Annotated in this window: 22 protein-coding genes and 3 tRNA genes; 15 read left to right on the forward strand and 10 right to left on the reverse strand. The window is 66.2% G+C overall.

What is annotated here, in order from left to right:
• Positions 1-2 precede the first annotated feature (2 nt).
• Genes ACOGJC_RS09170 through ACOGJC_RS09180 form a run of 3 tightly spaced genes read left to right on the forward strand, consistent with a single transcriptional unit; the run spans position 3 to position 4,379 of the window.
• The gene (locus ACOGJC_RS09170) at positions 3-2,912 is read left to right on the forward strand and encodes an ABC transporter permease subunit (protein WP_419844701.1); all 2,910 of its coding nucleotides are present in this window, start codon (positions 3-5) and stop codon (positions 2,910-2,912) included.
• A complete protein-coding gene (locus tag ACOGJC_RS09175; RefSeq protein ID WP_419844702.1) occupies positions 2,905-4,188 on the forward strand; it encodes a cytochrome P450 in 1,284 nt (427 codons plus the stop codon). The genes ACOGJC_RS09170 and ACOGJC_RS09175 overlap by 8 nt, the downstream gene beginning before the upstream one ends.
• Positions 4,189-4,190: 2 nt before the next feature.
• Complete coding sequence (locus tag ACOGJC_RS09180; protein ID WP_419844703.1) at positions 4,191-4,379, forward strand: ferredoxin; 189 nt, start codon at positions 4,191-4,193, stop codon at positions 4,377-4,379.
• 6 nt (positions 4,380-4,385) lie between these two features.
• Here the strand turns inward: ACOGJC_RS09180 and ACOGJC_RS09185 are convergent.
• The 3 genes from ACOGJC_RS09185 to ACOGJC_RS09195 form a co-directional block, all read right to left on the reverse strand.
• Positions 4,386-4,463 (reverse strand) — tRNA-Arg (locus ACOGJC_RS09185).
• Between the two features lie 39 nt (positions 4,464-4,502).
• Positions 4,503-5,414, reverse strand: coding sequence for a hypothetical protein (locus ACOGJC_RS09190; RefSeq protein ID WP_419844704.1), 912 nt, complete (start codon positions 5,412-5,414; stop codon positions 4,503-4,505).
• Between the two features lie 95 nt (positions 5,415-5,509).
• Positions 5,510-6,628 carry a hypothetical protein gene (locus tag ACOGJC_RS09195; RefSeq protein WP_419844705.1) on the reverse strand — a complete coding sequence of 373 codons (1,119 nt, stop codon included), beginning with the start codon at positions 6,626-6,628 and terminating at the stop codon, positions 5,510-5,512.
• A gap of 88 nt (positions 6,629-6,716) precedes the next feature.
• On the opposite strand from ACOGJC_RS09195, the gene ACOGJC_RS09200 reads away from it, so the two are divergent.
• Positions 6,717-8,312 (forward strand): flavin-containing monooxygenase, encoded by a 1,596-nt coding sequence (locus tag ACOGJC_RS09200; RefSeq protein WP_419848217.1) that lies wholly within the window; start codon positions 6,717-6,719, stop codon positions 8,310-8,312.
• A 17-nt stretch (positions 8,313-8,329) separates the two neighbouring features.
• Here the strand turns inward: ACOGJC_RS09200 and ACOGJC_RS09205 are convergent, their stop codons facing one another.
• From ACOGJC_RS09205 to ACOGJC_RS09215, 3 genes are all read right to left on the reverse strand, one after another.
• Positions 8,330-8,803: a phosphoribosyl-AMP cyclohydrolase gene (locus tag ACOGJC_RS09205; RefSeq protein WP_419844706.1), complete on the reverse strand. Its 474-nt coding sequence runs from the start codon at positions 8,801-8,803 to the stop codon at positions 8,330-8,332.
• Between the two features lie 283 nt (positions 8,804-9,086).
• Positions 9,087-10,190 (reverse strand): hypothetical protein, encoded by a 1,104-nt coding sequence (locus ACOGJC_RS09210; RefSeq protein WP_419844707.1) that lies wholly within the window; start codon positions 10,188-10,190, stop codon positions 9,087-9,089.
• A 72-nt stretch (positions 10,191-10,262) separates the two neighbouring features.
• The gene (locus ACOGJC_RS09215) at positions 10,263-11,240 is read right to left on the reverse strand and encodes an NIPSNAP family protein (protein ID WP_419844708.1); all 978 of its coding nucleotides are present in this window, start codon (positions 11,238-11,240) and stop codon (positions 10,263-10,265) included.
• A gap of 92 nt (positions 11,241-11,332) precedes the next feature.
• On the opposite strand from ACOGJC_RS09215, the gene ACOGJC_RS09220 reads away from it, so the two are divergent.
• On the forward strand, positions 11,333-12,793 hold the full coding sequence (locus ACOGJC_RS09220; RefSeq protein WP_419844709.1) for an ABC transporter substrate-binding protein: 1,461 nt from the start codon (positions 11,333-11,335) through the stop codon (positions 12,791-12,793).
• A 36-nt stretch (positions 12,794-12,829) separates the two neighbouring features.
• Here the strand turns inward: ACOGJC_RS09220 and ACOGJC_RS09225 are convergent.
• Positions 12,830-12,919: transfer RNA gene (locus tag ACOGJC_RS09225), tRNA-Ser, on the reverse strand.
• Positions 12,920-12,973: 54 nt separating this feature from the next.
• Between ACOGJC_RS09225 and ACOGJC_RS09230 the strand changes: the two genes are divergently transcribed.
• The gene (locus ACOGJC_RS09230; protein WP_419844710.1) at positions 12,974-13,423 is read left to right on the forward strand and encodes a nucleoside deaminase; all 450 of its coding nucleotides are present in this window, start codon (positions 12,974-12,976) and stop codon (positions 13,421-13,423) included.
• A gap of 1 nt (position 13,424) precedes the next feature.
• Here the strand turns inward: ACOGJC_RS09230 and ACOGJC_RS09235 are convergent, their stop codons facing one another.
• Positions 13,425-13,988 carry a copper resistance CopC family protein gene (locus ACOGJC_RS09235; protein WP_419844711.1) on the reverse strand — a complete coding sequence of 188 codons (564 nt, stop codon included), beginning with the start codon at positions 13,986-13,988 and terminating at the stop codon, positions 13,425-13,427.
• Between the two features lie 80 nt (positions 13,989-14,068).
• On the opposite strand from ACOGJC_RS09235, the gene ACOGJC_RS09240 reads away from it, so the two are divergent.
• Genes ACOGJC_RS09240 through ACOGJC_RS09255 form a run of 4 tightly spaced genes read left to right on the forward strand, consistent with a single transcriptional unit; the run spans position 14,069 to position 18,474 of the window.
• A complete protein-coding gene (locus ACOGJC_RS09240) occupies positions 14,069-15,943 on the forward strand; it encodes an ABC transporter ATP-binding protein (protein WP_419848218.1) in 1,875 nt (624 codons plus the stop codon).
• A complete protein-coding gene (gene xseA, locus ACOGJC_RS09245) occupies positions 15,940-17,352 on the forward strand; it encodes an exodeoxyribonuclease VII large subunit (RefSeq protein WP_419844712.1) in 1,413 nt (470 codons plus the stop codon). Before ACOGJC_RS09240 ends, xseA begins: the two co-directional genes overlap by 4 nt.
• Positions 17,353-17,365: 13 nt before the next feature.
• Complete coding sequence (gene xseB, locus ACOGJC_RS09250; RefSeq protein ID WP_419844713.1) at positions 17,366-17,587, forward strand: exodeoxyribonuclease VII small subunit; 222 nt, start codon at positions 17,366-17,368, stop codon at positions 17,585-17,587.
• Positions 17,587-18,474 (forward strand): hypothetical protein, encoded by an 888-nt coding sequence (locus ACOGJC_RS09255; protein WP_419844714.1) that lies wholly within the window; start codon positions 17,587-17,589, stop codon positions 18,472-18,474. The genes xseB and ACOGJC_RS09255 overlap by 1 nt, the downstream gene beginning before the upstream one ends.
• 21 nt (positions 18,475-18,495) lie before the next feature.
• On the opposite strand, the gene ACOGJC_RS09260 is transcribed toward ACOGJC_RS09255, so the two are convergent.
• Entirely contained in the window at positions 18,496-19,749 is a 1,254-nt protein-coding gene (locus tag ACOGJC_RS09260; RefSeq protein ID WP_419844715.1) for an acyl-CoA dehydrogenase family protein, read from the reverse strand.
• Between the two features lie 8 nt (positions 19,750-19,757).
• Complete coding sequence (locus tag ACOGJC_RS09265; protein ID WP_419844716.1) at positions 19,758-20,882, reverse strand: acyl-CoA dehydrogenase family protein; 1,125 nt, start codon at positions 20,880-20,882, stop codon at positions 19,758-19,760.
• A gap of 94 nt (positions 20,883-20,976) precedes the next feature.
• On the opposite strand from ACOGJC_RS09265, the gene ACOGJC_RS09270 reads away from it, so the two are divergent.
• The 5 genes from ACOGJC_RS09270 (at position 20,977) to ACOGJC_RS09290 (ending at position 25,809) form a co-directional block, all read left to right on the forward strand.
• Positions 20,977-21,050, forward strand: a tRNA-Ala gene (locus tag ACOGJC_RS09270).
• 3 nt (positions 21,051-21,053) lie between these two features.
• Positions 21,054-21,857, forward strand: a complete 804-nt coding sequence (locus tag ACOGJC_RS09275; RefSeq protein WP_419844717.1) for a phytanoyl-CoA dioxygenase family protein — start codon at positions 21,054-21,056, stop codon at positions 21,855-21,857.
• A gap of 43 nt (positions 21,858-21,900) precedes the next feature.
• On the forward strand, positions 21,901-23,415 hold the full coding sequence (locus tag ACOGJC_RS09280; protein WP_419844718.1) for an alpha-L-arabinofuranosidase C-terminal domain-containing protein: 1,515 nt from the start codon (positions 21,901-21,903) through the stop codon (positions 23,413-23,415).
• Entirely contained in the window at positions 23,412-24,260 is an 849-nt protein-coding gene (locus ACOGJC_RS09285; protein ID WP_419844719.1) for a phytanoyl-CoA dioxygenase family protein, read from the forward strand. The genes ACOGJC_RS09280 and ACOGJC_RS09285 overlap by 4 nt, the downstream gene beginning before the upstream one ends.
• Before the next feature lie 73 nt (positions 24,261-24,333).
• Positions 24,334-25,809: an ABC transporter substrate-binding protein gene (locus ACOGJC_RS09290; protein WP_419844720.1), complete on the forward strand. Its 1,476-nt coding sequence runs from the start codon at positions 24,334-24,336 to the stop codon at positions 25,807-25,809.
• The last annotated feature ends 84 nt before the right edge of the window (positions 25,810-25,893 follow it).

Raw genomic sequence — 25,893 nt, forward strand, 5'->3', positions numbered from 1 at the left:
GCGTGCTGGCAACCATCCACACTGTGCTCGGCACCGTCGACGCGGTGCTGGCCTTCACTTTCAACCGCCAGATCGTGTTCAACGGGCTGGTCACCGGCATCACCTATGGGGTGATGGCCGTTGGCCTGGTGCTGATCTTTCGAATCTCGCGGGTGATCAACATTGCCCACGCCGAAGTGGGCGCGTTCGGCGGGGCGCTGCTGGGGTTGTTGGTGGCCAAGTACGGCGTGCCCTACCCCATAGCGCTCATCGCCGGGCTGGCCGCGGGGGCCGCATTCGGCGGGATCATCGAGCTCACCGTGGTGCGCCGCCTGGCCAATGCCCCCAAGGTGATCTTGTTCGTGGCCACCATGGGCGCCGCTCAAGTGGTGTTCCTGGCCGGGTTCTGGCTGCCCAACTACACCGCCATCGCCAGCTTTCCCACCCCGTTCGACGGCCGCTGGGAGTTGTTCGACATCAGGATTCGCAGCGCGCAGCTCCTGGTGCTGATCGTGGTGCCGGTGCTCGTGGCCGTGCTGGCCTTGTTCTTGGAGCGCACCAAGTACGGCACGGCCATACGGGCCTCGGCCGAGAACCCCGACGCCGCCCGGCTGTCGGCCATCAGCACCAAGGCCATGTCCACCGCGGTGTGGACCATTGCCGGGCTGCTGTCGGCCATCACCGCGGTGCTGGTCGCCCCGCTCAAAGGCCAGGGCACCGTGATCGAGGCAGCCACACTGGGGCCGGGGCTGTTGCTGCGGGCCCTTGCCGCGGCGCTGATCGCCCGAATGCACTCGCTGCCCATGGCACTGTTGGCCGGCACAGTGATCGGCGGGGTCGAGGCTACGTTGCTGTTCAACTACTTCGAAGAGCCGGGACTGATCGACGCGGGGCTGTTTGCGGCCATGCTGATCTCGGTGCTGTCGTACTACCGGCGACAGCGAGGCGGCGAAGGCGCCCAGTCGATGTCGTTCGCTCCTCGGGTGCGACCGGTGCCCCGCCAACTCCAGCAGCTCTGGTGGGTGCGCTATCTGCCCCAGATCACCGTCACCGTTGCGCTGGCGGTGGCCATCGTGCTCCCGCTGATCGTGACCCGTCCATCGCGCCACTTCCTCTACTCCCTCATGTTGTTGTTGGCCATCGTGGGCATGTCGCTCACCCTGCTCACCGGTTGGGCCGGTCAGCTCTCGCTGGGCCAGTTCGCCTTCGCCGGACTCGGGGCCATGCTCACCACCGCCATGGTGCGGGGCGTGAACTTCTCCATCGGCGACCGCGAGTTCGAACTGCCGGTGATCCCGTTTGAGGGGGCGGTGTTCTTGGCCGCTTTCGCCTGCCTAGTAACCGCGGTGGTGGTGGGATTGCCCGCGTTGCGCGTCCGCGGTCTGTTTCTGGCCGTCATAACGCTGGCCTTTGCCGTCATGGCTCAAAACTGGCTGTTGGAGCGGGACGTGCTCACCGGAGGCGACTTGGTGGTGCGCCTGCCCCGGGCCCGGTGGGGCGACACCTTCGACCTCAAATCACAGCGCACCTACTACTACGTGTGTCTGGGGGCGCTGTGTCTATGCGCCATCTTGGTGAGCCGCATCCGCCGCAGCGGCGTGGGCCGGTCGCTCATCGCGGTGCGCGACAACGAGCAGAGCGCGGCGGCGTTCACCGTGTCACCCACCCGGATGAAGCTGGTGGCGTTCGCCATCTCCGGGGCACTGGCCGGGCTGGCCGGCGGGCTCATCGCCGGGCTGCGGGTGCAGTTCGGGCCCACCGCGTTCTCCCCCGACGAATCGCTGCGGGTGGTGGCCATCGCCGTCATCGGCGGCCTGTCGTCGATTTGGGGAGTGATCCTGGGCGCGCTGTGGGTGGTGGGCATCCCCTCGTTCTTCGCGGAGTCCGAACAGGTGCGCTTGCTCACTTCGGGCGCCGGCGTCCTGATCCTGCTCATGTACCTGCCCGGCGGGCTGATCCAGGTGGCCTATTCGCTGCGCGACGCCATTTTTGCCGCCGCGGCCAAACGGATCCCCGATACCGCGGTGGAGCGGGAACCCGCCCCCATCCCCGCTCGAGCCGTGTCGGCCGCGGTGGCCGATCGAAAGACCCCAGCCGGGGTGCCCGCCCTGGCCACAACCGGGGTGTCGGTGCAATTCGGCGGAGTTCACGCGGTGGAAAATGTCGATATCAACGTGCAGCCCGGCGAGGTGGTCGGACTCATCGGCACCAACGGCGCGGGCAAGACCACCCTGATGAACGCGGTGGGCGGGTTCGTGCCGTCAGTCGGCCAAGTGGAGATATTCGGCACTAACGTGACCCGCTTCTCCCCCAGCCGCCGGGCCGGACTGGGACTGGGCCGTACCTTCCAGCAGGCCGAACTGTTCCCCGACCTCTCCGTACGGGAGACCATCCAAGTGGCCCTGGAGGCTCGGGGCCGCTCGCAGGTCATCCCCACGCTCTTGGGCCTGCCCAGCGCCCGGCGCCGGGAGCGCACCCGGCAGGCCGAGGGCGACGAGCTCATCAGCTTCTTCGGGCTGGGCCGCTACGCCAGTTCGTTCATCAGCGAGCTGTCCACCGGCACCCGACGCATCGTGGAGCTGTCGTGCCTCATCGCGCTGGAGGCCCGGGTGCTTTGCCTCGACGAGCCCACCGCCGGGGTGGCCCAAAGGGAGACCGAGGCCTTCGCCCCGCTGGTGCTGCGCATCCGCGAGGAGTTGGGCGCGTCGCTCTTGGTGATCGAGCACGACATGCCGTTCATCATGGGCATCAGCGATCGGGTGTACTGCCTGGAAGCCGGGGCCATCATCGCCGAGGGCACCCCCGACGAGGTGCGCAACGACCCGCTGGTGATTGCCAGCTACCTGGGCACCGACGAGCGGGCCATCGCCCGCAGCGGCGCGGCCGCCCAACGTGCGAACATCGATTCCGGGAAGGACGAACTCCATGACTGACCTGGACAGCCGCAATTTCTTCACTGACGCCGAACTGGTGGCCGACCCCTATGAGTACTTCGACCACCTGCGGTCCCAGTGCCCGGTGCATCCCGAGCCCCATCACGACGTGATGATGATCACCGGCTATGACGAGGCCATCGAGATCTACAACGACAACGACGGTTTCTCGGCTTGCAACACGGTATCGGGACCATTCCCCGGGTTTCCGGTGCCGCTAGAGGGCGACGACATCACCGGCCTCATCGCCGAGCACCGCGACAAGCTGCCCATGTCCGATCAGCTCCCCACCATGGACCCGCCGGCCCACACCGCCCACCGGTCGCTGCTCATGCGGCTCATCACGCCTAAACGCCTGAGCGAGAACGAGGCGTTCATGTGGCGACTGGCCGACCGCCAACTCGACACCTTCACGGAGCTAGGCAAGTGCGAGTTCATTCGCGACTTTGCCCAGCCATTCGCCCTGTTGGTGGTGGCCGACCTGCTCGGGGTGCCCGACGATGACCGGGACAACTTCACCCAGCAGCTCTTGCACCGCCCCGACAACCACGGCATCGGCTCGACCGACGAGCATGCCATGACCCACAACCCCCTTGAATTCCTCTACAGCCAGTTCAGCAACTACATCGAGGACCGCCGGGCCAACCCCCGCGACGACGTGCTCACTGGGCTGGCCAGCGCCACCTTCCCCGACGGCTCTACCCCCGAGGTGATCGACGCGGTGCGAATCGCCGCCAACCTGTTCGCGGCCGGCACCGAGACCACCGTGCGTCTGCTCAGCACCATGCTGTTCTTTTTGGCCGAGGATCCCGAGCTTCAAGACCGACTCCGCAACGACCGTTCGCTGATCGGAAACTTTGTGGAAGAGGCACTGCGCATCGAGAGCCCGATCAAAGGAGACTTCCGTCTCACGCAACGGCCGGTAACCGTCGGCGGGGTCGATCTGGCCGCCGGCACCACAGTCATGCTGCTCAACGGGGCGGCCAACCGCGACCCCGCCCAGTTCCCCAACCCACACACCCTCGACATAGAGCGGGACAACGCCCGCTCGCACCTGGCCTTCGGCCGGGGCATCCACACCTGCCCCGGTGCTCCCCTGGCCCGGGCCGAGGCCCGGGTGAGCCTCAACCGCATCCTCGACCGCATGGCCGATATCCGAGTCTCAGAGGATGTCCACGGCCCAACCGGCGAGCGGCGCTTCATCTACGTGCCCACCCACATCCTGCGGGGACTGGCCTTCCTCGGCCTCGAATTCACCCCGATTGACACCGACTAGCGATGAAGGTCTCGGTGGACGACGACCTGTGCGGCGGCCACGGCGTGTGCACCGTGCTCTGTCCCGAGGTGTTCGTGCTTGAGGACGCGGGCTACGCCCGGGCCGTTGTCGAGAAAGTGCCCGCCAAACACGAGGCCGCGGTGCAAGAGGCACAAGTGCGCTGCCCAACCAGGGCCATCAGCGTCACTTGAGAAGCGTGGCGCGCTTGGAGGGACTCGAACCCCCGGCCTTCTGATCCGTAGTCAGACGCTCTAATCCAACTGAGCTACAAGCGCGGGCAGCAGCCAGTGTACCCGGCCCTCAGTGGGTGTTTGCTAGTGGTTTGACGCTTGGCGGATGGAGCGTGTCAGCATGATTCCTCCAACCAGAGCCACAATCGGGGCAGAGCCGAAGTAATCGTGCCCCAACACCATCTTGGCCAAGACATTCGAGCCGGCAATCACCACGATGCCGATGCCTGCGGTCTGGCAGATCATCAGAAGCACCTGGCGCCTGCCTTCCATCACCATGCGAGGAACCGTGAGAAGGTCGACAAGGAGCACCAAAGCGATCCCGCCCAGAATGAGGACAGGAATGCCGAATTTCAACTCGGTATCCACGCCGCTGAAAGGGGCGATGTCGTAGTTGCTTCTCGTCCAATCAAGCCAGAATGAGGCCACTACTGCGAGCACGGCACCCAGTGCTCCCGCCATGGGATGGACATCCAGAGTTGGCGCTTCTTCCTGCTCATAGGCGGATACCAAGGACCCCAGCACGGCCACCGAACAGCCAGCCAAGCCGAGCCATGCGCCAAAGCCGAGCGATGGTGCGTCGGCCCCGACTATCAAGATGAAGATCAAATTGATGGCAAAGGCGCCCAGCGACATCCCCAGAGTGGCAGCAGCCGACTTGGCCCGCACCAGTAGCGCCAATCCCACCAAAAAGACGGTGAGGCCTACGCCGAACGTTGAAGTGCCGATGCCGCTGACGTTGGGGAAGCTGTCTGGGCCCGACTCGATCCAGCTGAACAGCGTGGCCAAGACCATGGCCGCCCCGCCGATGCCGACCAGCATCCGTCCCGCTGAAGGGATCTCGATCGGCCCCAACATCCCATTGCCATCCCCATCGTCACCACCCTCATCGGCAGCCGCATGAGCACTGTCGGCAATCGGTTGTTCGGGCTCCTCGGCTGCGGTGTCCTCCAACATCGGTTGGTCGGCTTCGGTGGTAGAAGCGTCGTCGCTCATGGCTCTCCCCTTCCCGGCTGACAACACCCCCACACTACTCCCGCCAGTCCTGCGGCGGATTTGGGGACGCCCATCCCAAGGGCCGTCCAGACCGGCTATTGGAGAGCGTACAGCTGGTCGAAGGGGACTACTCGGGTTGCGGCTTGGGGGAGGGGGGCGGTGGAGCGGAACCAGCGGAGGCTCAGCGATCCGGTGGGATGGCCGGCGGTGTCTAGCCAGTTGGGCAGGCCGGGGTCTTCGTGGGCCACCACCAGCCGCACGGTGCCGTCGTCGCTGCGTACCGCGGTGTCGCCATTGATGACCGCGGTTCGGGTTCGCCAGTCCACCGTCTCACCCCAGTGGGTGAGCAGCACCCATCCCCAATAGTCGGCCCCGCCCGACGGGTCGAAATCCACAACCAGCGCCTCGTCGGGGCCGAGTTCCCAGTCGCCGAAGAGGTAACGCACGTTGTCAGGGGTGAGCAAGTCGCCATCGTCGGGCATCGGTTGAATGGTGTTGACGAGCTCTTCGATCGGCGGCGGCTTCCTCTGGTGCACCCACCAGCCGAACGAACCGGTGGTAAAGAGCACGGCCTGCTCCAGTGCCCGGCGCAGCTGATCAAGAGTGAGCGCGGGGGCAGGCCCTGCCGACGGGATGGCCTCGATGGAGGGCCGGGGATGGGCCAACCTCACGTCCCGATCGGTGAAATAGGTGCGAAGGATGACGGAGCTGGCGTCGGGCTCTAGGCGCAGCTGATTGGGATTGTCGGGTTGGGGGTCGGGCGTGAGCAGCAGCTCATAGGTGCCGTCGGGGTCCACCCGCAGCGTGGTGTCCTCCACCGCGTCGACCAGCCGGCGGCCGCCGTCGCTCCGGTAGTCCCCGGCGTACACCCCTACCTCTATCGCCACCGCCCCAGCCATCGTGGCGTTGATCCGGTACGACCGGTCGCCCCGGATAACGGCGGAGAAATAGGTCTGGTCGGGGTTGTCTCCCATGTATTTTCGGATGGTGGTCTGGTACTCCACGAAGTCTGGTCGCTCCGGATCGGCCCGCTCCACGAAATTCTCCAGCGCAAAGGTCGCGTAGCGGCTCAGAGCGCGGATTCCCTCAGCCCGCGCATCGGGATCATCCGGCGTCCCCGCGGCCAGCACGAACTCCCCGGCATCGGCCATGGCCTGGCAGTACGCCCGCCAGACCTCTACTGAAGGATCCACGGGTCCAAGTGCGTCACCCATGATCGGATACTACTTCCGCAGGGAGCCAGTCATCTGAGAAGCTTGACTCATCGAAGATCGACTGACCGAGCGGGACTTCGACGTCGTCATCATCGGCGCCGGTGCCGCGGGGCTGTACGCCCTTCACCGGGTGCGCGGGCTCGGTTTGTTGGCCAAAGTCTTCGAGAAGGGGGACGGGGTCGGCGGCACCTGGTATTGGAACCGCTATCCCGGCGCCCGGTGCGACGTGGAGAGCTGGGACTACTGCTACACGTTCTCTGAGGAGCTTGAGCAGGAGTGGGAGTGGACCGAGCGGTTTCCCGCCCAGCCAGAGCTCGAGCGCTACTTCAACTACGTCGCCGACCGCTTCGACCTGCGCCGAGACATCGAGTTCAACACGCGGATAAACCAAGCCCGCTACGACGACGAGCAGAACCGCTGGCTGATCAGCACGTCGAGCGGCGAGACGGTCTCGACCCGGTTCCTCATATCGGCCGCGGGGTGTCTATCGGAGGTGAACACGCCGCACTTCGAGGGGGTCGACACGTTTGCCGGCCAGCAGATCCACACCGCTCGCTGGCCAAAGGGCGGTCTCGACGTAACCGGCATGAGGGTGGGTGTGATCGGCACCGGGTCTACCGGCACACAGGTGATACCCCAGCTGGCGAAACAGGCCGACCAACTCTTCGTCTTCCAGCGCACCGCGCAGTTCGCCATACCGGCCCGCAACCGACCGCTCGACGACGACACTCTTGAGGAGCTGAAGCACAACTACCACGAGAGGTGGGAGCTCAAGCGGTCGAGCTCAACCGGCATGGGGCGGCGTCCCACCGAGGCGTCATCGGCCCTCGAAGTGGACGAGGCCACCCGCAACAGGGCCTTTGAGGATTCGTGGGCGCGCGGCGGGCCGGGCTTCGCGCGAGCCTTCTCGGACGTGATGACCAACCCCGAGTCGAACCAGATCGCGTCTGAGTTCGTGCGGGAGAAGATCCGCGAGAAGGTCGACGACCCCGACGTGGCCGACACACTCGTGGGCATCGACCATCCCCTCGGCGCCCGGCGCCTGATCGTGGAGATCGACTACTTCGAGACCTACAACCGGCCCAACGTGACCCTGGTCGACGCGGCGGCCGACCCCATCACCGAGATCACCCCCCAGGGCCTGCGGACCACCGAAGGCTCCTACGACCTCGACCTGATCGTGTACGCCACCGGATTCGACGGCATGACCGGCGCCCTATTGGCCATGGACATCCAGGGAGTCGGCGGCCTGGCCCTTCGCGACAAATGGGCCGACGGGGCCGGCGCCTATCTCGGCCTGGTGGCATCGGGATTCCCCAACCTGTTCATGATCACCGGCCCTGGCAGCCCCGCGGTGTACAGCAACGTGATCTTCTCCATCGAACAACACGTGGAATGGATCGCCGACTGCCTCGCCCACATGCTCGAAAACGGTCTCGACCGCATCGACTCCGACCCCGAGGCCGAAGCGGAATGGACCCGGGGCGTCCACGACATCGCCCACGCCAGCATCATCGGCAAGACCGACTCCTGGTGGACCGGATCCAATATCGAGGGCAAACCCAAAGGCGTCACCTTCTACCTAGGCGGCACCAACATCTACCGCGAAATCTGCGACGAAATAGCCTCCAACGGCTACGAGGGCTTCGTCTTCCAGCCGGCCGGCAAACCAGAGAGCGTCTGAATCGCGGGTTCTCAGCCTCAGGGCTGGTACGGCAGAGAGGAGTGATGGAGCACGATGCGCAGCACGCCGTCGGCATCCCTCTTGTAGCCGAAGCTCTTGTCGACCTTGGTGATGAGACCGTCTTTGTCGGTCATCGTTACCCACCCCATCCACATGGCTACATGGCCGTCGGCGAAGCTTGCCGCTGTTTCTGACTTGACGTCTCGCCATCCCTTAAGCCCGAACCCGCTGTCGAGAGGAAACTCCGGGTCTTGGCCGACAAAGTAGGCCAGCGCTCCCCGTTTGGTAGGCCGGAACGTCTGCTCGCCGCTGGCCATGGTCGGCTTGAACAGCACCGGCCCCATGTCGTACCCGTAAACCTCATCTAGGACGCGAGAGGCAACTGCACGGGCACCCTCGATCCCGTCGGCTTCATAGGCCTGAGCGATCGAGACCAGACCGACCCCCCAAGCACTTCGGGCCGCCGTCAACTCGGATTCAGCGATAGGCACGGTACGCGTCTTTGCTCATCGTCGGTCGCGTCCATGCTGACGAGGCTACCCAACCCACGTAGTCCCCGGAGGCTGCATAGACGGACGACCGGCCCCACCGCTCGAAAACCAGTACATTGCGGTTTCCACCAGCAGATTCCACTCGTGCACCATCAGAATAGACAGCACCATCGAATGCTGGGACTGGACCGAGACCCTGCCCACGGGCATCTCCTGGATCACTTCTGCCTGAGCCGTTTGCCCAGGCCATGGGAGTCCCGCCGTTGACCGCTGGAGAGCGGGTTCAGGAGTCCGGGAGTTGGGTGAAGGGGACTACTTGGGTCTTCGCCGTGGGAAGTGGGGCGGAGGAGCGGAACCAGCGGAGGCTTAGCGATCCTGCGGGGTGGCCAGCGGTGTCCAGCCAGTTGGGCAGGCCGGGGTCTTCGTGGGCCACCACCAACCGCACGGTGCCGTCGTCGCGACGCACCGCAGTCTCTCCGTTGATGACCGCGGTGCGGGTGCGCCAGTCCACCGTCTCGCCCCAGTGGTTCAACAGGACCCACGCCCAGTAGTCGGCCCCGCCCGACGGGTCGAAGTCCACCATCAGCGCCTCGTCGGGCGCCAAGCGCCACTCGCCGGACAGGTAGCGCACATTCTGCGGAGTGTGCATGTCGCCCTCGTCCACCAGGGGCGGGAAGGTATTGATGGGCGTACCGCTCAGCTTCTCCAGCTTGTGATTGACCCACCAGCCGAACGATCCGGCGGTGTGCAGGGCAGCCAGATCCAACCCCCGCTTTAGCTGATCGGGGGTGAGCATGGGGGTTCTTCTGGCCGCTGGAATAGCCTCGATGGTGGGGCGGGGATGGGCCAGGCGAACCGACAAGTCGGTGAAGTAGGTGCGGATCAGCACCGAGCTGGAGTCGGGATCGAGGCAGAGCTGGTTGGGGTTGTCGGGTTCGGGATCGGGGGTGAGCAGCAGTTCGTAGCCGCCGTCGGAATCCACCCGCAGCGTGGTGTCCTCCACCGCGTCCACCAGCCGGCGACCGCCGTCGCCGCCGAAGTTGCCGGCGTACACCCCGATCTCCACCGCCACCGCGCCGGCCATGGTGGCGTTGATCCGATACGACCGGTCGCCCCGCACGGCAGCCGAAAAGTAGGTCTGGTCGGGATTGTCGCCCATGAACTTGCGGATGGTGGTCTGCACGTCCACGAACTCGGGCCTAGCCGGGTCGGCTCGCTCCAGGCACTGCTCCAATCCGAAGGCCATGTACCGGCTCAGCGCCCGAATCCCCTCCGCCCTCACCTCGGGATCATCGGGCGCCCCAGGTGCGAACACCATCTCCCCAGCAGCCGCCATCGACTGGCAATACGCCCGCCAAGCCGCAACCGAAAGGTCTTGTTCAGTCATCTTGTCTCCTCACAATGACAAGCCAGATCTTGGCAGGAGGTGTGGTGAACATCAGCCGGCCGGCGTTCGCGCCTAGAGGGCTCGGTGGAAGCGTCGGGATCCGCCTTTCACCAAGGGTAAGGCGTCTTTGACGTATGCGCTCCAAGCGGGGTCAGAAATGGTCTTGGCCCGCAGGTCGCTGTAGGCGGCCAGGGAGTCGATCTGCCAGGTGGAGTGGACCTCGGCCTGGAGGTAGCCCTGGTCGAGGGTGCGCCAGCGCTCCAGGAGGGTGGTGCCGTTGTCGGCCATGAACGGGTCATAGCAGCGTTCGAGCAAATCGACGTAGGCGTCGGCATCGGCGGTGTGGGCGGTGATGGTGTACAGCACGGGAGTGGTGTCCGGTGGCGGGGCGGAAGGGGACTGGTGCTCAACGGGTGACAACTCGAACGGGCAGGTGAATATCTTCAGCGAGCCCACGTCGATGCCCAGGCTGGCAAAGCCCTCGATGCTCGAACAGGCCGTGCCTTCGGGCGTGTCGAGGTAGCGCTTGAGCTGGGCCATGTCGGTGAAGGCCTGCTCCCAGACGTGGGTCCAGGCCCGTCCCTTGGCCGACACCCACCCCACGTCGTCGGCGCCGAACACCGACGCCGCCATTTCCGGGGGCTGCGCGGCGAGGGCCTCGATCGCCGACGCGTCGGCCTCAGTGCTCGCGTTCAACAGCAGCACCCGGCGGATCCCGCCTCGTACCTTCTGGGTGGCGTCGGGCGTCGTGTAGCGCGTGGCGTAGGTGTTGTCGGTGATGCACTCGGGGCTGTCGGGCATGACGTAGTTGTCGATGGCCCCGATGTGGTACGGGTGCACCATGTAGGGCCCGGAGTAGCTCGCCTCGTCGACAAAAGTGTTCTCCCACAGCACCGTGCGCGAGTCGAAATCAACGCCGGCCGAGGAGTCCAACAACCCCGGAATGAACCGATCAGCAGCGCCCAGCACGCCGATCATCTCCTGCACTGTCGCGTCGGGAACCCCGGGATTCACAGGAAGGATGTAAAACCGCCGGATCATGCTCGCCATGGTCCTCGAACGTACTTCATCGCGAGCCGATCTCTACGCGCCGGCGGCTAGCATTTCCGCTGATTGGGCCGACGGGCCGTGAGGGGGAAGTGATGCGTCGAAGGAATTGGCTGGCCCTCGTGGTTGTGGTGGTTTTGCTGGCTGCGGCGTGTGGGGGGGATTCGGACGGGCCTTCTTCGGAGCCGGCTGGCGCAGGCGAGCCCACTGCGGCATCTGAGCCCACCACCGCCGCCCCCGATCGCGACAGTGCCGACGAAGAGGACGCGGGCGATTCGGCCGCCACCGACGGTGGCTCCGAGGAGAGCGACACCTCACAGAGCGATGGCTCCGGGGAGGCCAGCGATTCTGCTGGCGGAGGTTCTGAGGAGGACGACACCGCACAAGGCGGAGAAGATGACGAAGTTGTCGTCGAGCTGACGGCCACCGCTCGGGGGGTGACGGCCGACACGATCACCCTCGGCGTTGCCATCACCGACGTGACCGTTTTTGCCGAGGTGGGCGACATTTTGGCCCGGTACCAGCCGCTCGTCGACGCCACCAACGCTGCCGGCGGGATCAACGGGCGTCAGGTGGAGATCATTACCGAGCAGTGGGACATCCTCGACGAAACGGCGTACGAAGCGGCGTGCGTGGTTCTCAACGAGGACCACGAAGTGTTCTTGGTGCTCGGATTCCTCATCAGTGGCTGGGGCAATCTTCTCTGCTACGTCGATATCTACGAGACCATCGTGATCAACACCGCCGACTTGGCGCTGGAGGATGTTGACGCCAGCCAGGGGCGCTTGATGACCACCCGCCCGTCCCAGTTCGGCTCACTGCTCGCCGGGTTGGAGCTGTTGAGGCCCGAATTCGACGGCGCCAAGGTGATCATCTACGGCGGCTCCACCGACGGGCGGCATGAGGTGGCCGCAGATCTGCTTCGGGGCTTCGGCGCCGAGGTCCTCGAGATCACCCAACAGCAGATCGGCGGAGAGGACCTGATCGCGGCGGAAGCCGAGATCGACATCAGCGTCGAGCGGTGGCGAACGCTCGGTCCCGACTGGATCGTCAACGTCGATGGCGCCGTGGCCGGTTCCTTGAACGGTCTTGAGCGGGCAGGGCTGACCGACTGGAACATCGTGACTCCGGCCAACGATGTGGCTACCAATATTGCTCTCGGGGCCGATCTGAGCCTGTTTCCCAATCTGATCGCCACCGGCGAGCCGGGAGTGGACGAACTGATCGCTGAAGGCCTGTACGGCATTCCCGAGTGCTTCGAGATAATCAACGAGGCCACCGGGCAGGGCTTGGGGACGTCCACCGAGGGCGAAGACGCCGAATCCGGGACGGCGATGGAGGTCTGTGCGGCGTGGGACATCTTCGTGGCTCTGGCGACAGCCGCAGGGCCTGAGCTCACCCCGGAGAGCTTTCTCCAGGCCGGATACGATCTCGGAACCTTCCCCATGACGGGGTCGCCCAGCGGGTCCCTGGCACCCGACAAGCCGTGGGTGTCCAACGCTCAGCCGGCGCTCTTCGTCTACGACGCGGAGTTGGATGCATTCGTTTCTCGCTGACAACAAAGAGTTGTCTGCGGTCACGCGACATCACATTGGCGGAAGGTATGGGATTCGAACCCATGGTGACCCGGAGGCCACAACGGCTTTCGAGGCCGCCCCATTCGTCCGCTCTGGCAACCTTCCGCCCTTCAGGATAGTGAGCGGTGTCGGCGCCCTCCCAGCCCATAACCTGACCTTGTGATCGATGACGGCGCGCTCATGGAGCTGGCCATGGCCGAGGCCCGGCGGGCGGCTGAGCTCGGCGAGGTGCCCATCGGCGCGGCGGTGGCCATCGACGGGGAAGTGCTGGCCGCCCGCCACAACGAGCGGTTGAGCACCAACGACCCCACCGCTCACGCCGAGATCCTGGCCCTGCGGGACGCAGCCGCCGCCCAGGGCTCGTCCCGGCTCGACGGGGCAGTGCTGGCGACCACGCTGGAGCCGTGCCCGATGTGCGCGGGAGCAGCGATCATGGCTCGGGTGGGCAGGGTGGTGTTCGCCGCCGAAGACCCCAAGGCTGGGGCGTGCGGCACCCTTTACAACCTGGGCGCCGACCCTAGGCTCAACCACAACTTTGAGGTGGTGGCCGGCATCGGGCGAGAGGAGTCCGCCGCCTTGCTCAAAGACTTCTTCGCCGAGCGCCGCTGAGTCAGCGTCGGTCTTTGCCGCGAGCGCGGCGGGGCCAGAAGAGCCAGACCGCTAGGACCACGGCCACTGGGATGATCACGATTAGCGCCAAGGTGCTGCCGCTGATGCCACCGTTTCCGCCAGAGCCTTCGGCGGCCGAGGCGGGGAGCCACTCGGGTGGGGCGGCGGCCGGGTCGTAGGTGAATTCGAATTCCTCAGTGGCCCAATCCCCATCGGAATCATCCAGCAGCTCCCATATCACGGTGTACTGACCAGGATCGACAAGCGGGTCGAAGCGGCCCCGCACCAAGTGGCCGTTCACCTCTATCGCCGTCAGGACGCGGGTGCCGTCGGGATATTGCAGCGCCACTCCATTGGACTGGTGGGGACGTATGGGATCGCGGAACTCCATCTCCACTCGGTCGACCATTCCACCCACCACTTTGCCGGGATTCGGGGCCGACCGACGCATCTCGGCATGGGCCGCCGCGGTCTCGCTGAACACCACCAGCAGCGAGAACAGCAGGGCCAACACGATGGCAATCGCCACCACCATCGCCACCGCTTTGCGAGTCCGAACCCTCACGCTGCAACCCTACGACCCAACTTGCCCCTTGAAACAGCCGACTGTCACACCTGCGGCGTATCGTGCAGTCAGTGCATGCGATGGGCGGCGCCCACGGCGCCATCGGCCACGATCCCACCGGGGTAAAGGGCAAGCAGATAGCCGGGCAGACGATTCGCCGGGTGGCGGGGTTTGCGCGCCCCTATCGGTCCATGCTCATCGGGTTCGTGGTGGTGTTGCTGCTCGGTGCGCTGCTTTCGCTGGTGCCGCCGCTCTTGTTCCGCCAGATCATCGACGAGGCCATTGCCAACAGTGATCGGGGCCAGGTGAACCTGCTGGCCGCCATCATCGTGTTGGCCGCTTTCGGAGAAGCGGCCCTCGCCTTCATTGAGCGCTACTGGTCGGCTCGCATCGGCGAAGGTCTGATCTACGACCTGCGGGTGAAGCTATACGACCACGTGCAGCGGATGCCTATGGCGTTCTTCACCCGGGTGCAAACCGGATCTCTCATCAGCCGCATGAACAACGACGTGATCGGGGCCCAACGAGCGTTCACCGGCACGCTGGGGTCGGTGGTGTCCAACACCATCGTTTTGGCCACCACGCTGGTGGCCATGTTCTTGCTGGAGTGGCGGCTCACGCTGATGGCCCTGGCCCTGTTGCCGGTGTTCATCCTGCCCACCAAGCGGGTGGGCCGGAAGCTCCAGGCCCTCACCCGAGAGTCGATGGAGCACAACGCCTCCATGAACACGGTGATGACCGAGAAGCTCAACGTGTCGGGGGCGCTATTGGTGAAGCTATTCGGGCGCCACAACCAAGAGCGCGACGGCTTTGGCGCCACCGCCGGGCGAGTGCGCGACATCGGGGTGCGCAGCGCCATGTACGGGCGCACATTCTTCATCGCCCTGAGCCTGGTGGGGGCGGTGGGCGCCGCCATGTTGTACTGGGTGGGAGGCCAGCTGGTGATCTCCGGGGCGATCACCGTGGGGACCCTGGCCGCCATGGGGCTGATGGTGGTGCGGATCTACACCCCGCTCACCAGCCTGACCAATGCCCGGGTTGACGTGATGACCGCGCTGGTGTCGTTCGAGCGGGTTTTCGAGGTGCTGGACACCCCCAATCCCATTTCCGACCGGCCTGGTGCGATGACGCTGCACCAGCCTAAGGGGCGCATCGAGCTGGCCGATGTGACCTTCACCTATCCGCCCAGCGACGACCGGCTGGCCTCGCTGCAAACCGACACCGCCGCCCCGGAGGCCACCGGCCAGCCAGTGCTGCACCACGTGTCGGCGGTGATCGAGCCGGGGCAGCTGGTGGCGCTGGTGGGGCCGTCGGGCGCGGGCAAGACCACCCTGGCCGCGCTGTTGACTCGTCTGTACGACGTGGACGACGGCGCGGTGCTGATCGACGGCACCGATGTGCGGGATGTGGCCCAGGAATCGCTGCGGGCGTCCATGGGGGTGGTGCCCCAGGATCCCCACCTGTTCCACGAGACGGTGGCCGACAACCTGCGCTATGTGAGGCCCGACGCCACCGTGGCGGAAATGGAGGCCGCCTGCCGCTCGGCCCACATCCACAACCTCATCGCCTCGCTGCCCGAGGGCTACAACACCGTGGTGGGCGAGCGGGGCTACCGCTTGTCGGGCGGCGAGAAGCAGCGGCTGGCCATCGCCCGGGTGCTGCTCAAAGACCCGGCCATCGTGGTGCTGGACGAGGCCACCAGCCACCTAGACAGCGAGAACGAGGCGCTGGTGCAACAGGCTTTGGGCATCGCGCTGGAGGGGCGGACCGCGGTGGTGATTGCCCATCGGCTGTCCACCGTCACCAATGCCGATTTGATCCTGGTGCTCGACCGGGGAGAGCTGGTGGAGTCGGGCCGCCATGACGATCTGCTGGCCGCCGATGGGCTGTACGCCGAGCTATATCGCACATTGGTGCGCAACGAGCAGCGGTCTCCCGCAGGGAGCGCGCTGTGAGCCTGTTCGACCCGTCTGATGCGGGGGTCGCCGGCGGCTCGGCCACGTTCACCGTGGCCGAGCTGGCCGAGCGCATCAAACAGGTGTTGGGCGACGCCTTCGACGATGAGCTGTGGGTGGAGGGCGAAATCCGCAACCTGAGCCGGGCCCGTAGCGGGCACATGTATTTCAACCTGGTCGAGCCCGATCCCGACAACGTGTCCGGCAAGCAGCCCGAGGCGTCAATTTCGGTGGCGCTGTTCCGGTTCAACCGCGAGCGGGTGGAGGAGACGCTGCGCCGCCAGGGCGGCATGGCCATGGAAGACGGGATGAAGATCCGCATCCAGGGCAAGCTGGACTTCTGGCCTCCCCAGGGTCGGCTCCAGATCTACATGTCGGGCATCGACCCCAACTTCACGCTGGGCGAGCTGGAGGCCGAGCGGCTGCGGCTATTGGAGAAGCTGCGCGACGAGGGCCTGTTGGCCAAGAACCAGGCCGTGCCCTTCCCAATCGCCCCGCTGCGCATTGGGCTGGTCACCTCCCACGGGAGCGCCGCCCACCACGACTTCCACAATGAGCTGGAGAACAGTGGCTTGGCCTGGGACGTGGTGCTGGCCGACACCCCGGTTCAGGGGGTGGACGCTCCCCCGCTCATCGCCGCGGCCATCGGGGCAGTGGGGCGAGCCGGGGTGGATGTGATCGCGGTGGTGAGAGGGGGCGGGGCCCGAACCGATCTGGTGGCCTTCGACAGCGAGGTGGTGGCCCGAGCCGTTGCCGACGCTCCCGTGCCGGTGGTGACCGGGGTGGGCCATGAGATCGACCGAACCATCATCGACGAGGTGGCCCACGAGGCCCAGAAGACGCCTACAGCCTGTGCCGTGTTCATCGTGGGTGCCGCCCGGGCCCATTTGGAGGCAACCGAGCTGGCCTGGGAGGCAATTGCCGAGTGGGCCCAGCGGCTTGTGAATAACGCCGACCGGCGATTGATGACGGTGAGCCAGACCACCGCCCGAGCCGCCGAGGGCCATCTGCATCGCGCCGGCAGCCGGTTGGACGGCCGGGCCGGGCGGGTCCGAGAGCTGGCCGAGAACCGGACCCGAAGCGAAACCCGCAAAGTGGACGACTGTGCGGGGACCATGCGCCACCGGGCCGCCGCCGCCATTGTCGAAGGCCGGCGAACGTTGGAGCAGAAGAAGTCGGGAGTGGCTGGCCAGGCTCTGCGGACTCCGAGAGCCGCGGCCAAAGAGCTGGCCAACCTGGAAAGCCGGGTGCGTTTGCTCGATCCTCGGAAAATCTTGGCCCGTGGTTGGTCGATAACCCGCCATAGCGGCAAAGTTGTGCGCGACCCGGAGGCGCTGGCCGCCGGTGATGAGCTGGTAACCACCGTGGCCGAGGGCGAACTGCACAGCACCGTGTCTGAGAAGCAATGAGGAGAACGAGAAGATGAGCACACAAGAGATCGGCTACGCCGACGCCCTGAGCGAGCTCCAACAGATCCTCAGCGAGCTGGAGGCTGAGGACATCGACATCGACGTGCTGGCGGTGAAGGTGGAGCGGGCCGCCGAGCTGATCCGGGTGTGCCGGGGGCGGATCAACGACGCCGAGGTGCGGGTGAAGGAGATCGTGGCCGGTATGGACGGCGAAGAGGGCGAGTCGTCCGAATAATGCCCACTGAGAGACTCGAAACGGTCGACGCTTTCATCGTCTTCGATCTGGCCGACGCGCCCGAGTCGGTGGGCATCGTCCGGTCGGCCCGCAAAATCCTGCCCGGCGGGGCCAGCGACCTGGCCCGGTCGATGACCTACGCCTTCGCCACCTTCGAGATGCGCCGCAGCGGGGCTTCGGCGGGGATCAATGCGGTGGACGACGACCGGGCCGACGCGGTGGCCAAGTTCACCGCCGAGATCGCCCCCATGGTGGCCTCGGGCCGCTTTCTGCCCGAGCCGGGCACTCGGGTGCCTCGCGCTGTGCTGGAGTCGTTAGCCGAGGCTGACCCCCGGGCGGCGGTGGGCGATGTGGCCGATCAAGCCACCGTCTCTGGAGTGGTGGCCGCCGCCGATCAGGCCAGCGGCGGATTGGACGGCCGCACCGTGGCCATCGAAGGCTCGGGACCGATCTGCGACGCCCTGAAAGCTGCCATTGAGGATCGGGGCGCCACGATGGTCGAAATGAACGGCCAAGCCGACGTGCTGTTCGCCGGCTCCAAGATGGGTGCGGTTGACCACACCATGGCTGAACAGCTCCAGGTAGGCACCCTGGTCCCCTACGGCCCGATACCGGTGACCGCCCGGGCCTTGGCCGTGCTGGGCCGGGCCGGCACCACCGTGGTTCCCGACTTCATCTCCACCGCCGGATCCCTGTTCGCCTGGTGGCCAACGGGCGACCCCGCCCCTGAGGCCATCGCCGCCGACGCCGCGGCCAAGATCACCGCTTCCCTCGAGGAGATCGCCGACCACCCCGACGGCCTTTTCCTCGCCGCCGCCTACCGAGCCGAGAGTTTCCTGGCCACCTGGCAGGAATCCCTCCCCTTCGGCCGCCCCCTGGCCTCTTAGGGCAGCCAGTCTGCGAGCGGCTTAGCCGCTGCGGGGGACCTGGTTGAAGGGGAGGTCGCGGTCGGCGGCGGGCTCGCGGGGCATGCCGAGGATGCGCTCGCTGATGATGTTGCGGGCCATCTCGGTGGTGCCACCGCCGATGCAGGCCTGCTGGCGCTGCACATACTCCGTGCCGAATGCGCCAGTGTCCTCGCCCTGGTTCCACACCAGGGCGCGGTCGCCCTGCACCTCCATGGCCACCGTCTGGCGCTCAGTACGGGACAAGCCATGAAACAGACGCACTAGCGATCCGGCCGGGGCGGGCAAAAAGCCACCCTCGATGCCCTTCACAACCCGGGCCGACAGCAGATCCTCCACCCGGCTGAGCGTCTCCATTTCCCCCAGCCGCTGTCGGTGGCGACCGATGTCGGCGCCGCCGTGGTCCCGGGCGATGGCGGCCAAGTCCTCCACCCCGTCGGCGGTGCGGTTGCGGTGCCGGCCCTGGGTGTAGGGGGAAGCGTTGCCCACGGCGGCCCGCTCGTGGAACAGCAGGCGGCTGGCCACCGTCCAGCCGTCGTCCACCTCGCCCACCACGTTCTCGGCGGGGATGACCACGTCGTTGAAGAACTCCTGGCAGAACTCCTCGGTGCGGTCCGCCATCTGGATGGGGTGGATCTCGATACCGGGATGGTGGATGGGGACGATGAACATGGTCAGCCCCCGATGCTTGGGCACCTCCCAGTTGGTGCGGGCCAGCATGAGGGCGTAGTCGGAGCGCTGGGCGAACGTGCTCCAGATCTTGGACCCGTTGATGATGAACTCGTCGCCGTCCCGGTCGGCCCGGGTCAGGGCGCCGGCCATGTCGGAGCCCCCGCTGGGCTCGGAAATGAACTGCACCCACAGCTCATCGCCCCTGATCCACGCCGGGATGTAGCGCTGCTTCTGCTCCTCGGTGCCGAACTCCAAGATCACCGGCCCGCAAATCGACAGGGTAGGCACGCTGAACAAGATGGGCATGTCGAAGTCCATGCTCACGTCGTCGATGATCTTCTGGTGGGCGGCGGTCAGGCTCTGGCCGCCGTACTCCTTGGGGTAGCACACCGCGGCGTACCCCCCGTCGGACAACCGCCGCTGAAGCTCCCGATTGCGGCTGCTCTTCAAGTCATCGTCTTGGGTGGGGTGCCAGGGATTGACGGGATCGCGCCGGGGCATGTTCTCGTTCATCCACGTCTGCACCTCCTCCCGGTATCGGGCCAGCTCGGCGGGGTCGGTTTCGGCATACACGAAGTCGTCCATTGCTCCCCCTAATACCCCATCATCTTCGACAGGCATACCCGATGGTCGCCCGGTGTTCCGAACAACCCTCGGTTGACGGTGGCCCGCCGCAGATACAGGTGCAGATCATGCTCGTAGGTGACTCCGATGCCGCCGTGCATCTGCACGCAGTCGTGCATGAGTTCCACCGAGTGGTCGCCCACGTACGACTTGGCCACGCTGACCATCCGGGCTTCATCCTGACCGTCGACCAGGGCATCGGCGGCCCCGTCAACCGCAGCCTGGGAGGCTTCCGACCACAGCTTCATGTCGGCGAAACGATGCTTGAGGGCCTGATACGACGCCAGTGGCCGCCCGAAGGAGTAGCGGTCGAAGGCGTACTCGATGGTGAACTCCAGCACCTTGGCCGCCGATCCGGCCATGTCAGCGCACTGGAGAAGCTGCATTGTGAGGCACTGGCGGGCCACATCGGCCTCCGTGGCCGCTCCCGGCGCCCCCACCAAAGCTTCGGGCCCCACGGCCACTCCGACAAGGCGCACTTCGGCGAAGCGACGGCCCAAATCCAGCGACTCCTGGGGATTGATGGTCACACCGGGAGCATCAGACGGCACCAAGAACTGGGCCAATCCATCGCCGGTGCGGGCGGTGACCAGCAAGTGGTGGGCCTGCCCACCGGCCTCCACCGCCACCTTGGTGCCGGTGAGCGCAAAGCCGCCGTTCGAGGGAACGGCCGCCGCGGTAACTTGGCCGGCCGTCCAGTCGCCGCCCGGCTCGCAGAACGCCCAGCTCAGCACCACCTCGCCGGCCATGACCCCCTCGAGCAGCGCTTGTTGTTGAGGCGAGCCTGACCGGCCCAAGGTTTCGGCCACCACGTTGGTGGGCATGAACGGTCCCGGCGTCACGCCCCGGCCCATTTCGTCGGCCACGATGGTCAAGTCCACTAAGGGGCGACCCGAGATGCTGCCGCCGCCCAGCGACTCGGGCACCATCAACGAGGTCCAGCCCAGCTCGGCCGCTGCCTGCCACCAACTCTGCGGGCAGCCATCGGGCAGGTCGTGCCATTCCCGAACCACGCTGATCGGGGCTTCAGCCTCGATGAACCGTCGGGCCGTCTCCCGGAAGAACTCCTGATCGCCGCTCAGATCGAAACGCACCGGGGCAATTCCACCACGACAACGCCAGCCGGTCACATTGAGCGGCCTATTGGATCGTTTGCCCCACCAGGCGCCCGGTACCATTGGACGGTCCGGGGCTGTAGCTCAGCTGGCTAGAGCACCTGCTTTGCAAGCAGGGGGTCGTGGGTTCGAGTCCCATCAGCTCCACACATGACAATCGCGTCCCACGTGCCCCCAACTGCTCTCGACGGCTACCAGGCGCAGGGGTTCTTCATCATGGACGGGTTCGCCCCCGCCGAGGTGGGCCACCGGATGCTCGACGATGTGATCAGCGTGGTACGCGAGGCAGACGAGTCGGGAATCGCTCCAGAGGGTGTGCACATCGCCCCTGAGTCGCAGGGGAACCTGAGCGGCGACCGCCCGGAAGACACCGTATCGAAGGTGTTCACCCTCCACGACCGGCCAGCTTTCCTCTCGTTCCTGCAGGACGAGCGGATCGCCGGAATGCTGAACGACCTGATCGGCCCCAACGTGGACTGCTTCTTGTCGCAATTCATCTTCAAGAACCCCGGCGCGTGGGGCCAGCCCTGGCACCAGGACAGCTACTACTTCCCGTTCGACCCACCTCGGCCCATTGTCGGACTGTGGCTGGCGGTGACCGAGGCCACACTGGAGAACGGCTGCCTGCACATCCTGCCCGGCAGCCACGCCGAACCGGTCCACGAACACGTCCCCGACCGGCGGCCCAACGCCAACCTGGGGTACGTGGAGATCGTCGACCACGACATGAGTGACCGCCAGGCGGTCACGATGCAGGCTGGCGACCTGCTGGTGTTCGACAGCCACCTGATGCACTGCTCCACCGATAATGTCTCCGCCGGAATCCGCGCCGCCATGGTGTACCACTGCTGCACGGCCGGCACCGAAGACCTCGGTTTCGAGCAGTTCGGCGGCTTCAAGAATCCCATGCACCGCTTCGACCCCCTCCTGCGCAACGGCCAGCTGGTGGGCTAGCCCCGCAGGGCGCACCCCAGAATCAACCGCGTAGGCTGCCGCCATGGCCACGCCTGCTTCCACCGTGCTGGTTGATGCCCGGCGGACGACGGGGGTGGTGGACGACCGGGTTTACGGGCAGTTCTTGGAGAACATGGGGCGGGCCGTCTACGGCGGGGTGTTCGAGCCGGGGTCGGCGCTGGCTGATGCCGACGGGTATCGCACCGACGTGCTGGGCGCGGCTCGGGAGCTGGCCCCGCCGGTGCTGCGGTGGCCGGGCGGGAACTTCGCGTCGGGCTACCACTGGCGCGACGGCATCGGCCCTGTTGACGACCGGCCTGCCCGCTTTGATCTGGCGTGGTCGACGCTTGAGCCCAACCGGTTCGGTACCGAGGAGTTCTTGGCCTACGCCCGACTGCTCGGCTCGACCACTTACCTCAACCTGAATGCCTCCACTGGGACCATCGATGAGGCCCTGGAGTGGCTTGCCTACTGCAACAGCGATCTGCCCGTTCCCGAGGTGGCGCTGCGCCAAGCCGGCCCCCATCCAGGCCGCCACAGCGTGCCCATCTGGGGCATCGGCAACGAGAACTTCGGGTGGTGGCAGCACCTGCACACCACCGCAGAGAGGCACGCCGAGCTGACCCGGGAGTGGGGCAAGCTGCTGCGGTGGGCCGACAACAGCATCTCGCTGGTGGGAGTGGGCGCGGACGACCCCGACTGGAATTGGACGATGCTCAACGAGGCCGGCGCGGTGCTCGACTGGCTGTCGCTTCACTTCTACTGGAATGAACTCGACTACGAGGGCGTTCTGGCTGGCCCGATCGCATCGGAGTCCGAGATCTGCGATACGTGGGGGCTCATCGGGGCGGCCAAGCGGCGCAGCAAACTGCATCACGACCTGCGGATCTGCATCGACGAGTGGGGGGTGTGGCCGGAGGCCTACCTGTCGATGGCCCACCAGCCCGAGGTGATCAACCGGCGGCTCCGGGCCGAGGTCGGCCCGCCGGTACACACCGAGCCCGCCCCCATGATCGAGTACCACTTCGACCTCAAAGACGCCCTGGCCCACGCCACCTGGCTGCATGTGCTGTGGCGCCACCCCGACAAGGTGTCGCTGGTTACCCAAGCACAGATGGTGAACGTGCTGGGCCCGATCTTCACCACCCCCGACGGCATCGTGCGCCAGACCACGTTCCACCCCTTGGCGGTGGCCCGCCGCTGCGCGCTGGGCATCGGTTTGAATGTCGAAGCGATCACCGAGGCGGGGCTCGAGGCGGCCATTGCACCGGGCGGCGGGCTGTCGGCGCTGGACGCGGCGGGCACCTGCGACCCGGATACCGGGCAGGTACACCTGTCGCTGGTCAACCGGCTCCCCAGCGAAGAACTGCTGGTGAACCTTGACGGGATCGGGGGTCCGGCCCAGCGGATCACCCTGTGGGCCGACGACCCGGCTGCCACCAACACCCCCGAAGACCCCGACCGGGTGGTGCCGAGCGAAGATCAAGTCGACATCGACGGACCGCTGGTGATGCCGCCCCACAGCCACGTCACCCTGGTTTTCTCCGGCTCACCATGAGCAGCCCCTACACCCCCCATCCTTGGAACCAGGACTTCGCTTGGCGACCGGCCACTTCTTCGCCGGCCGCCCTTACCGCTGAGCAGACCGAGGCGTTCAACCGCCAGGGGTTCTTTGTGATGGAAGACCTGCTCGACTCCGACACCATCACCGCCATCACCGAGGAGATCGACGCCATCGAGGCCGAGACCGAGGCGGGGCTGCGGTCCATCGAGGGCGAGCGGCTGATGATCGCCGAGGCCGGGGCCATCACCTTCACCCCCCACCTGGTGGCCCGCTCCAACACCCTGCGCCAAGTGGCCGCCGATCCCCGCATCGGCGCGGTGTGCCTCGATCTTGTCGGCCCCGACGTGAACCTGTACTGGGACCAGGCCGTGTACAAGAAGCCCGAGAAGCCCCGCCGGTTCCCCTGGCACCAGGACAACGGATACACCTTCATCGAGCCCCAGCAGTACCTCACGGTGTGGCTGGCCCTCAACGACGCCACCATCGACAACGGCTGCCCCTGGGTGGCCCCCGGCGTCCACCTCCACGGGACGCTGGCCCACACCTACGTCGATCCCCTGGGCTTCGAGTGCTTCGAGCAGTGCGAGAACCCGGTGGCCGCTCCAGTTCCCGCCGGAGGTGCCGTGGTGTTCTCGTCGCTCACCCCGCACCTCACCGGCCCCAACACCACCGACGGGGTCCGCAAGTCCTACATCCTCCAATACGCCCCCGCCGGAGCTGAGCTGCTCACCGGCGATCCGGCGGCCGGGCCGTCCACCGGCCGGGTGCCCTGCGACGATCCCAGCCGGCAGTACCCGGTGACCCGCTCAGGGAGACCGGTCATTCCTGATCGAATATGATCCCCTACGCCTAAGCAGCGGCCATTGGGCTGCTGCGGTGCCGAAATTCCACCCAACACTGAGGGGTAATTCGATGTTGACCAAGAAGATGCGCTGGCTGATCGCGATGCTCATGGCGTTGGCCATGATCGCCGCGGCCTGTGGGGGCAACGACGACGAGGGCGACGCCGACGCCCCAGCCCCGGCCACCGAGGCCCCGGCCGAGCCCGAGCCCGAGCCGGAGGCTCCCGAAGAGGCCGCCCCTGCTGAGCCGGAGCCGGAGCCCGAGGCTCCCGAAGAGACCCCGGAGGAAGAGCCCGAGTTCCAGCCGGCACCCACTGAGGAGCCTGAGCCGGAGATCGAGCTCACCGCCACGTGGCGAGGGGTCACCGCCGACACCATCACCATCGGCGTCACCCACCTGGACATCGAACAACTGGTCGAGCTCGGCTTCTCCCCGGCCACCTGGGGCGATCAAGAGCTGGTGATCCGAGCGCTGGCCGATGACATCAACGAGCGGGGCGGCATCAACGGCCGCCGAGTCGAAGTCCTCGTGGACAAGTACAACCCCATCGGCGCCACCGAGGCCGAGGCGGCCTGTCTGCGGCTGACCGAGGACAACGAGGTGTTTGCAATCTTGTTCGGGTTCCTCGGCCCCGCCGAAGTGGCCAACACCTGCATCGTCGGCACTCAAGAGACGATCCTGGTAGGGGGAACCATCACCGCAGAGCGCCTAGCCGAGGCTCGGGCTCCCTGGGTCAACGAGCGGGTGACGCGCGAGGTCAGCACCGGTGCCCTGTTCACCTTGCTCGAAGCAGAGGGAATGCTCCAGGGAAGATCGATCGCGATAGTCGCCGACCTTTCTGCGGCCCCACAACTAGAGGAGGTGGGCGGCCTGCTGCGGGAACATGGAGTAGAGCCGGTGCTCGAAGTAGCCACCTCCTCCCAGGTGGCTGATCTCATCGCCCAGAACCAAGAGTGGGCCGCGCTGTCCGAGCGCATCCGAGCCGCCGGAACCGACACGCTTTTGCTGGTTGGCAACGTCTCGGCCGGTATTTCGAACGCCGCACTCAACGGACTTGAGGTGGACATTTGGGCCACCGACGCCTCCGGGCTAGGCAGCAACATCGGGGCCAACGTCGAACCCGAGGATGCTAGGGGCGTGATCACCGTGGGGGCCATGACCGGAGCCCAGATATACGAGACCGATCCCCGGTTCAAGGAATGCCTGGATGCGGTCACTTCAAGGCATCCCGAAGTCGAGATCAAGCACCCCGACACCCTCGAAGAGGGCGAGCCGCTTTGGTTTACCAGCCTGTCCGGCCACTGCCGGTTCTTCCAGATCTTCGAGTTGCTGGCCACCGCGGCCGGGCCCATCCTCACCCACGAGACATTCTCCGAGGCCATCGCCAACATCGGAGAGTTCTCGATTGCCGGCCAGCCCTACGCATCGTTGGGGGCCGACAAGCTCTCCAGCAACGACTCCTTCCAACTCTTGGAGCAAGACCCGGATCGGGGCGCACGGGGCCAGTTGGTTCCCATCGGACCGATGCGGGACGCCACCCCCTAAACGGGTCCATACCCAACTGAATCTGCCCCCACATCGGGGGTTACCGATGCGGCCACGAGCGACGCGGCATCAGCATCCCATCCG

It is taken from the genome of Candidatus Poriferisocius sp. (genome assembly GCF_965204015.1).
In the GTDB taxonomy this organism is placed as follows: Bacteria; Actinomycetota; Acidimicrobiia; order Acidimicrobiales; family Bin134; genus Poriferisocius.

Coding starts and splice junctions, on each gene's coding strand:
- xseB (WP_419844713.1), top strand. CDS start 17,366: ATGAGCACACAAGAGATCGGCTACGCCGACGCCCTGAGCGAGCTCCAA.
- ACOGJC_RS09285 (WP_419844719.1), top strand. CDS start 23,412: ATGAGCAGCCCCTACACCCCCCATCCTTGGAACCAGGACTTCGCTTGG.
- ACOGJC_RS09280 (WP_419844718.1), top strand. CDS start 21,901: ATGGCCACGCCTGCTTCCACCGTGCTGGTTGATGCCCGGCGGACGACG.
- ACOGJC_RS09210 (WP_419844707.1), bottom strand. CDS start 10,190: ATGACTGAACAAGACCTTTCGGTTGCGGCTTGGCGGGCGTATTGCCAG.
- ACOGJC_RS09240 (WP_419848218.1), top strand. CDS start 14,069: ATGGGCGGCGCCCACGGCGCCATCGGCCACGATCCCACCGGGGTAAAG.
- ACOGJC_RS09190 (WP_419844704.1), bottom strand. CDS start 5,414: ATGAGCGACGACGCTTCTACCACCGAAGCCGACCAACCGATGTTGGAG.
- ACOGJC_RS09175 (WP_419844702.1), top strand. CDS start 2,905: ATGACTGACCTGGACAGCCGCAATTTCTTCACTGACGCCGAACTGGTG.
- ACOGJC_RS09290 (WP_419844720.1), top strand. CDS start 24,334: ATGTTGACCAAGAAGATGCGCTGGCTGATCGCGATGCTCATGGCGTTG.
- ACOGJC_RS09195 (WP_419844705.1), bottom strand. CDS start 6,628: ATGGGTGACGCACTTGGACCCGTGGATCCTTCAGTAGAGGTCTGGCGG.
- ACOGJC_RS09220 (WP_419844709.1), top strand. CDS start 11,333: ATGCGTCGAAGGAATTGGCTGGCCCTCGTGGTTGTGGTGGTTTTGCTG.
- ACOGJC_RS09215 (WP_419844708.1), bottom strand. CDS start 11,240: ATGGCGAGCATGATCCGGCGGTTTTACATCCTTCCTGTGAATCCCGGG.
- ACOGJC_RS09180 (WP_419844703.1), top strand. CDS start 4,191: ATGAAGGTCTCGGTGGACGACGACCTGTGCGGCGGCCACGGCGTGTGC.
- ACOGJC_RS09275 (WP_419844717.1), top strand. CDS start 21,054: ATGACAATCGCGTCCCACGTGCCCCCAACTGCTCTCGACGGCTACCAG.
- ACOGJC_RS09260 (WP_419844715.1), bottom strand. CDS start 19,749: ATGGACGACTTCGTGTATGCCGAAACCGACCCCGCCGAGCTGGCCCGA.
- ACOGJC_RS09255 (WP_419844714.1), top strand. CDS start 17,587: ATGCCCACTGAGAGACTCGAAACGGTCGACGCTTTCATCGTCTTCGAT.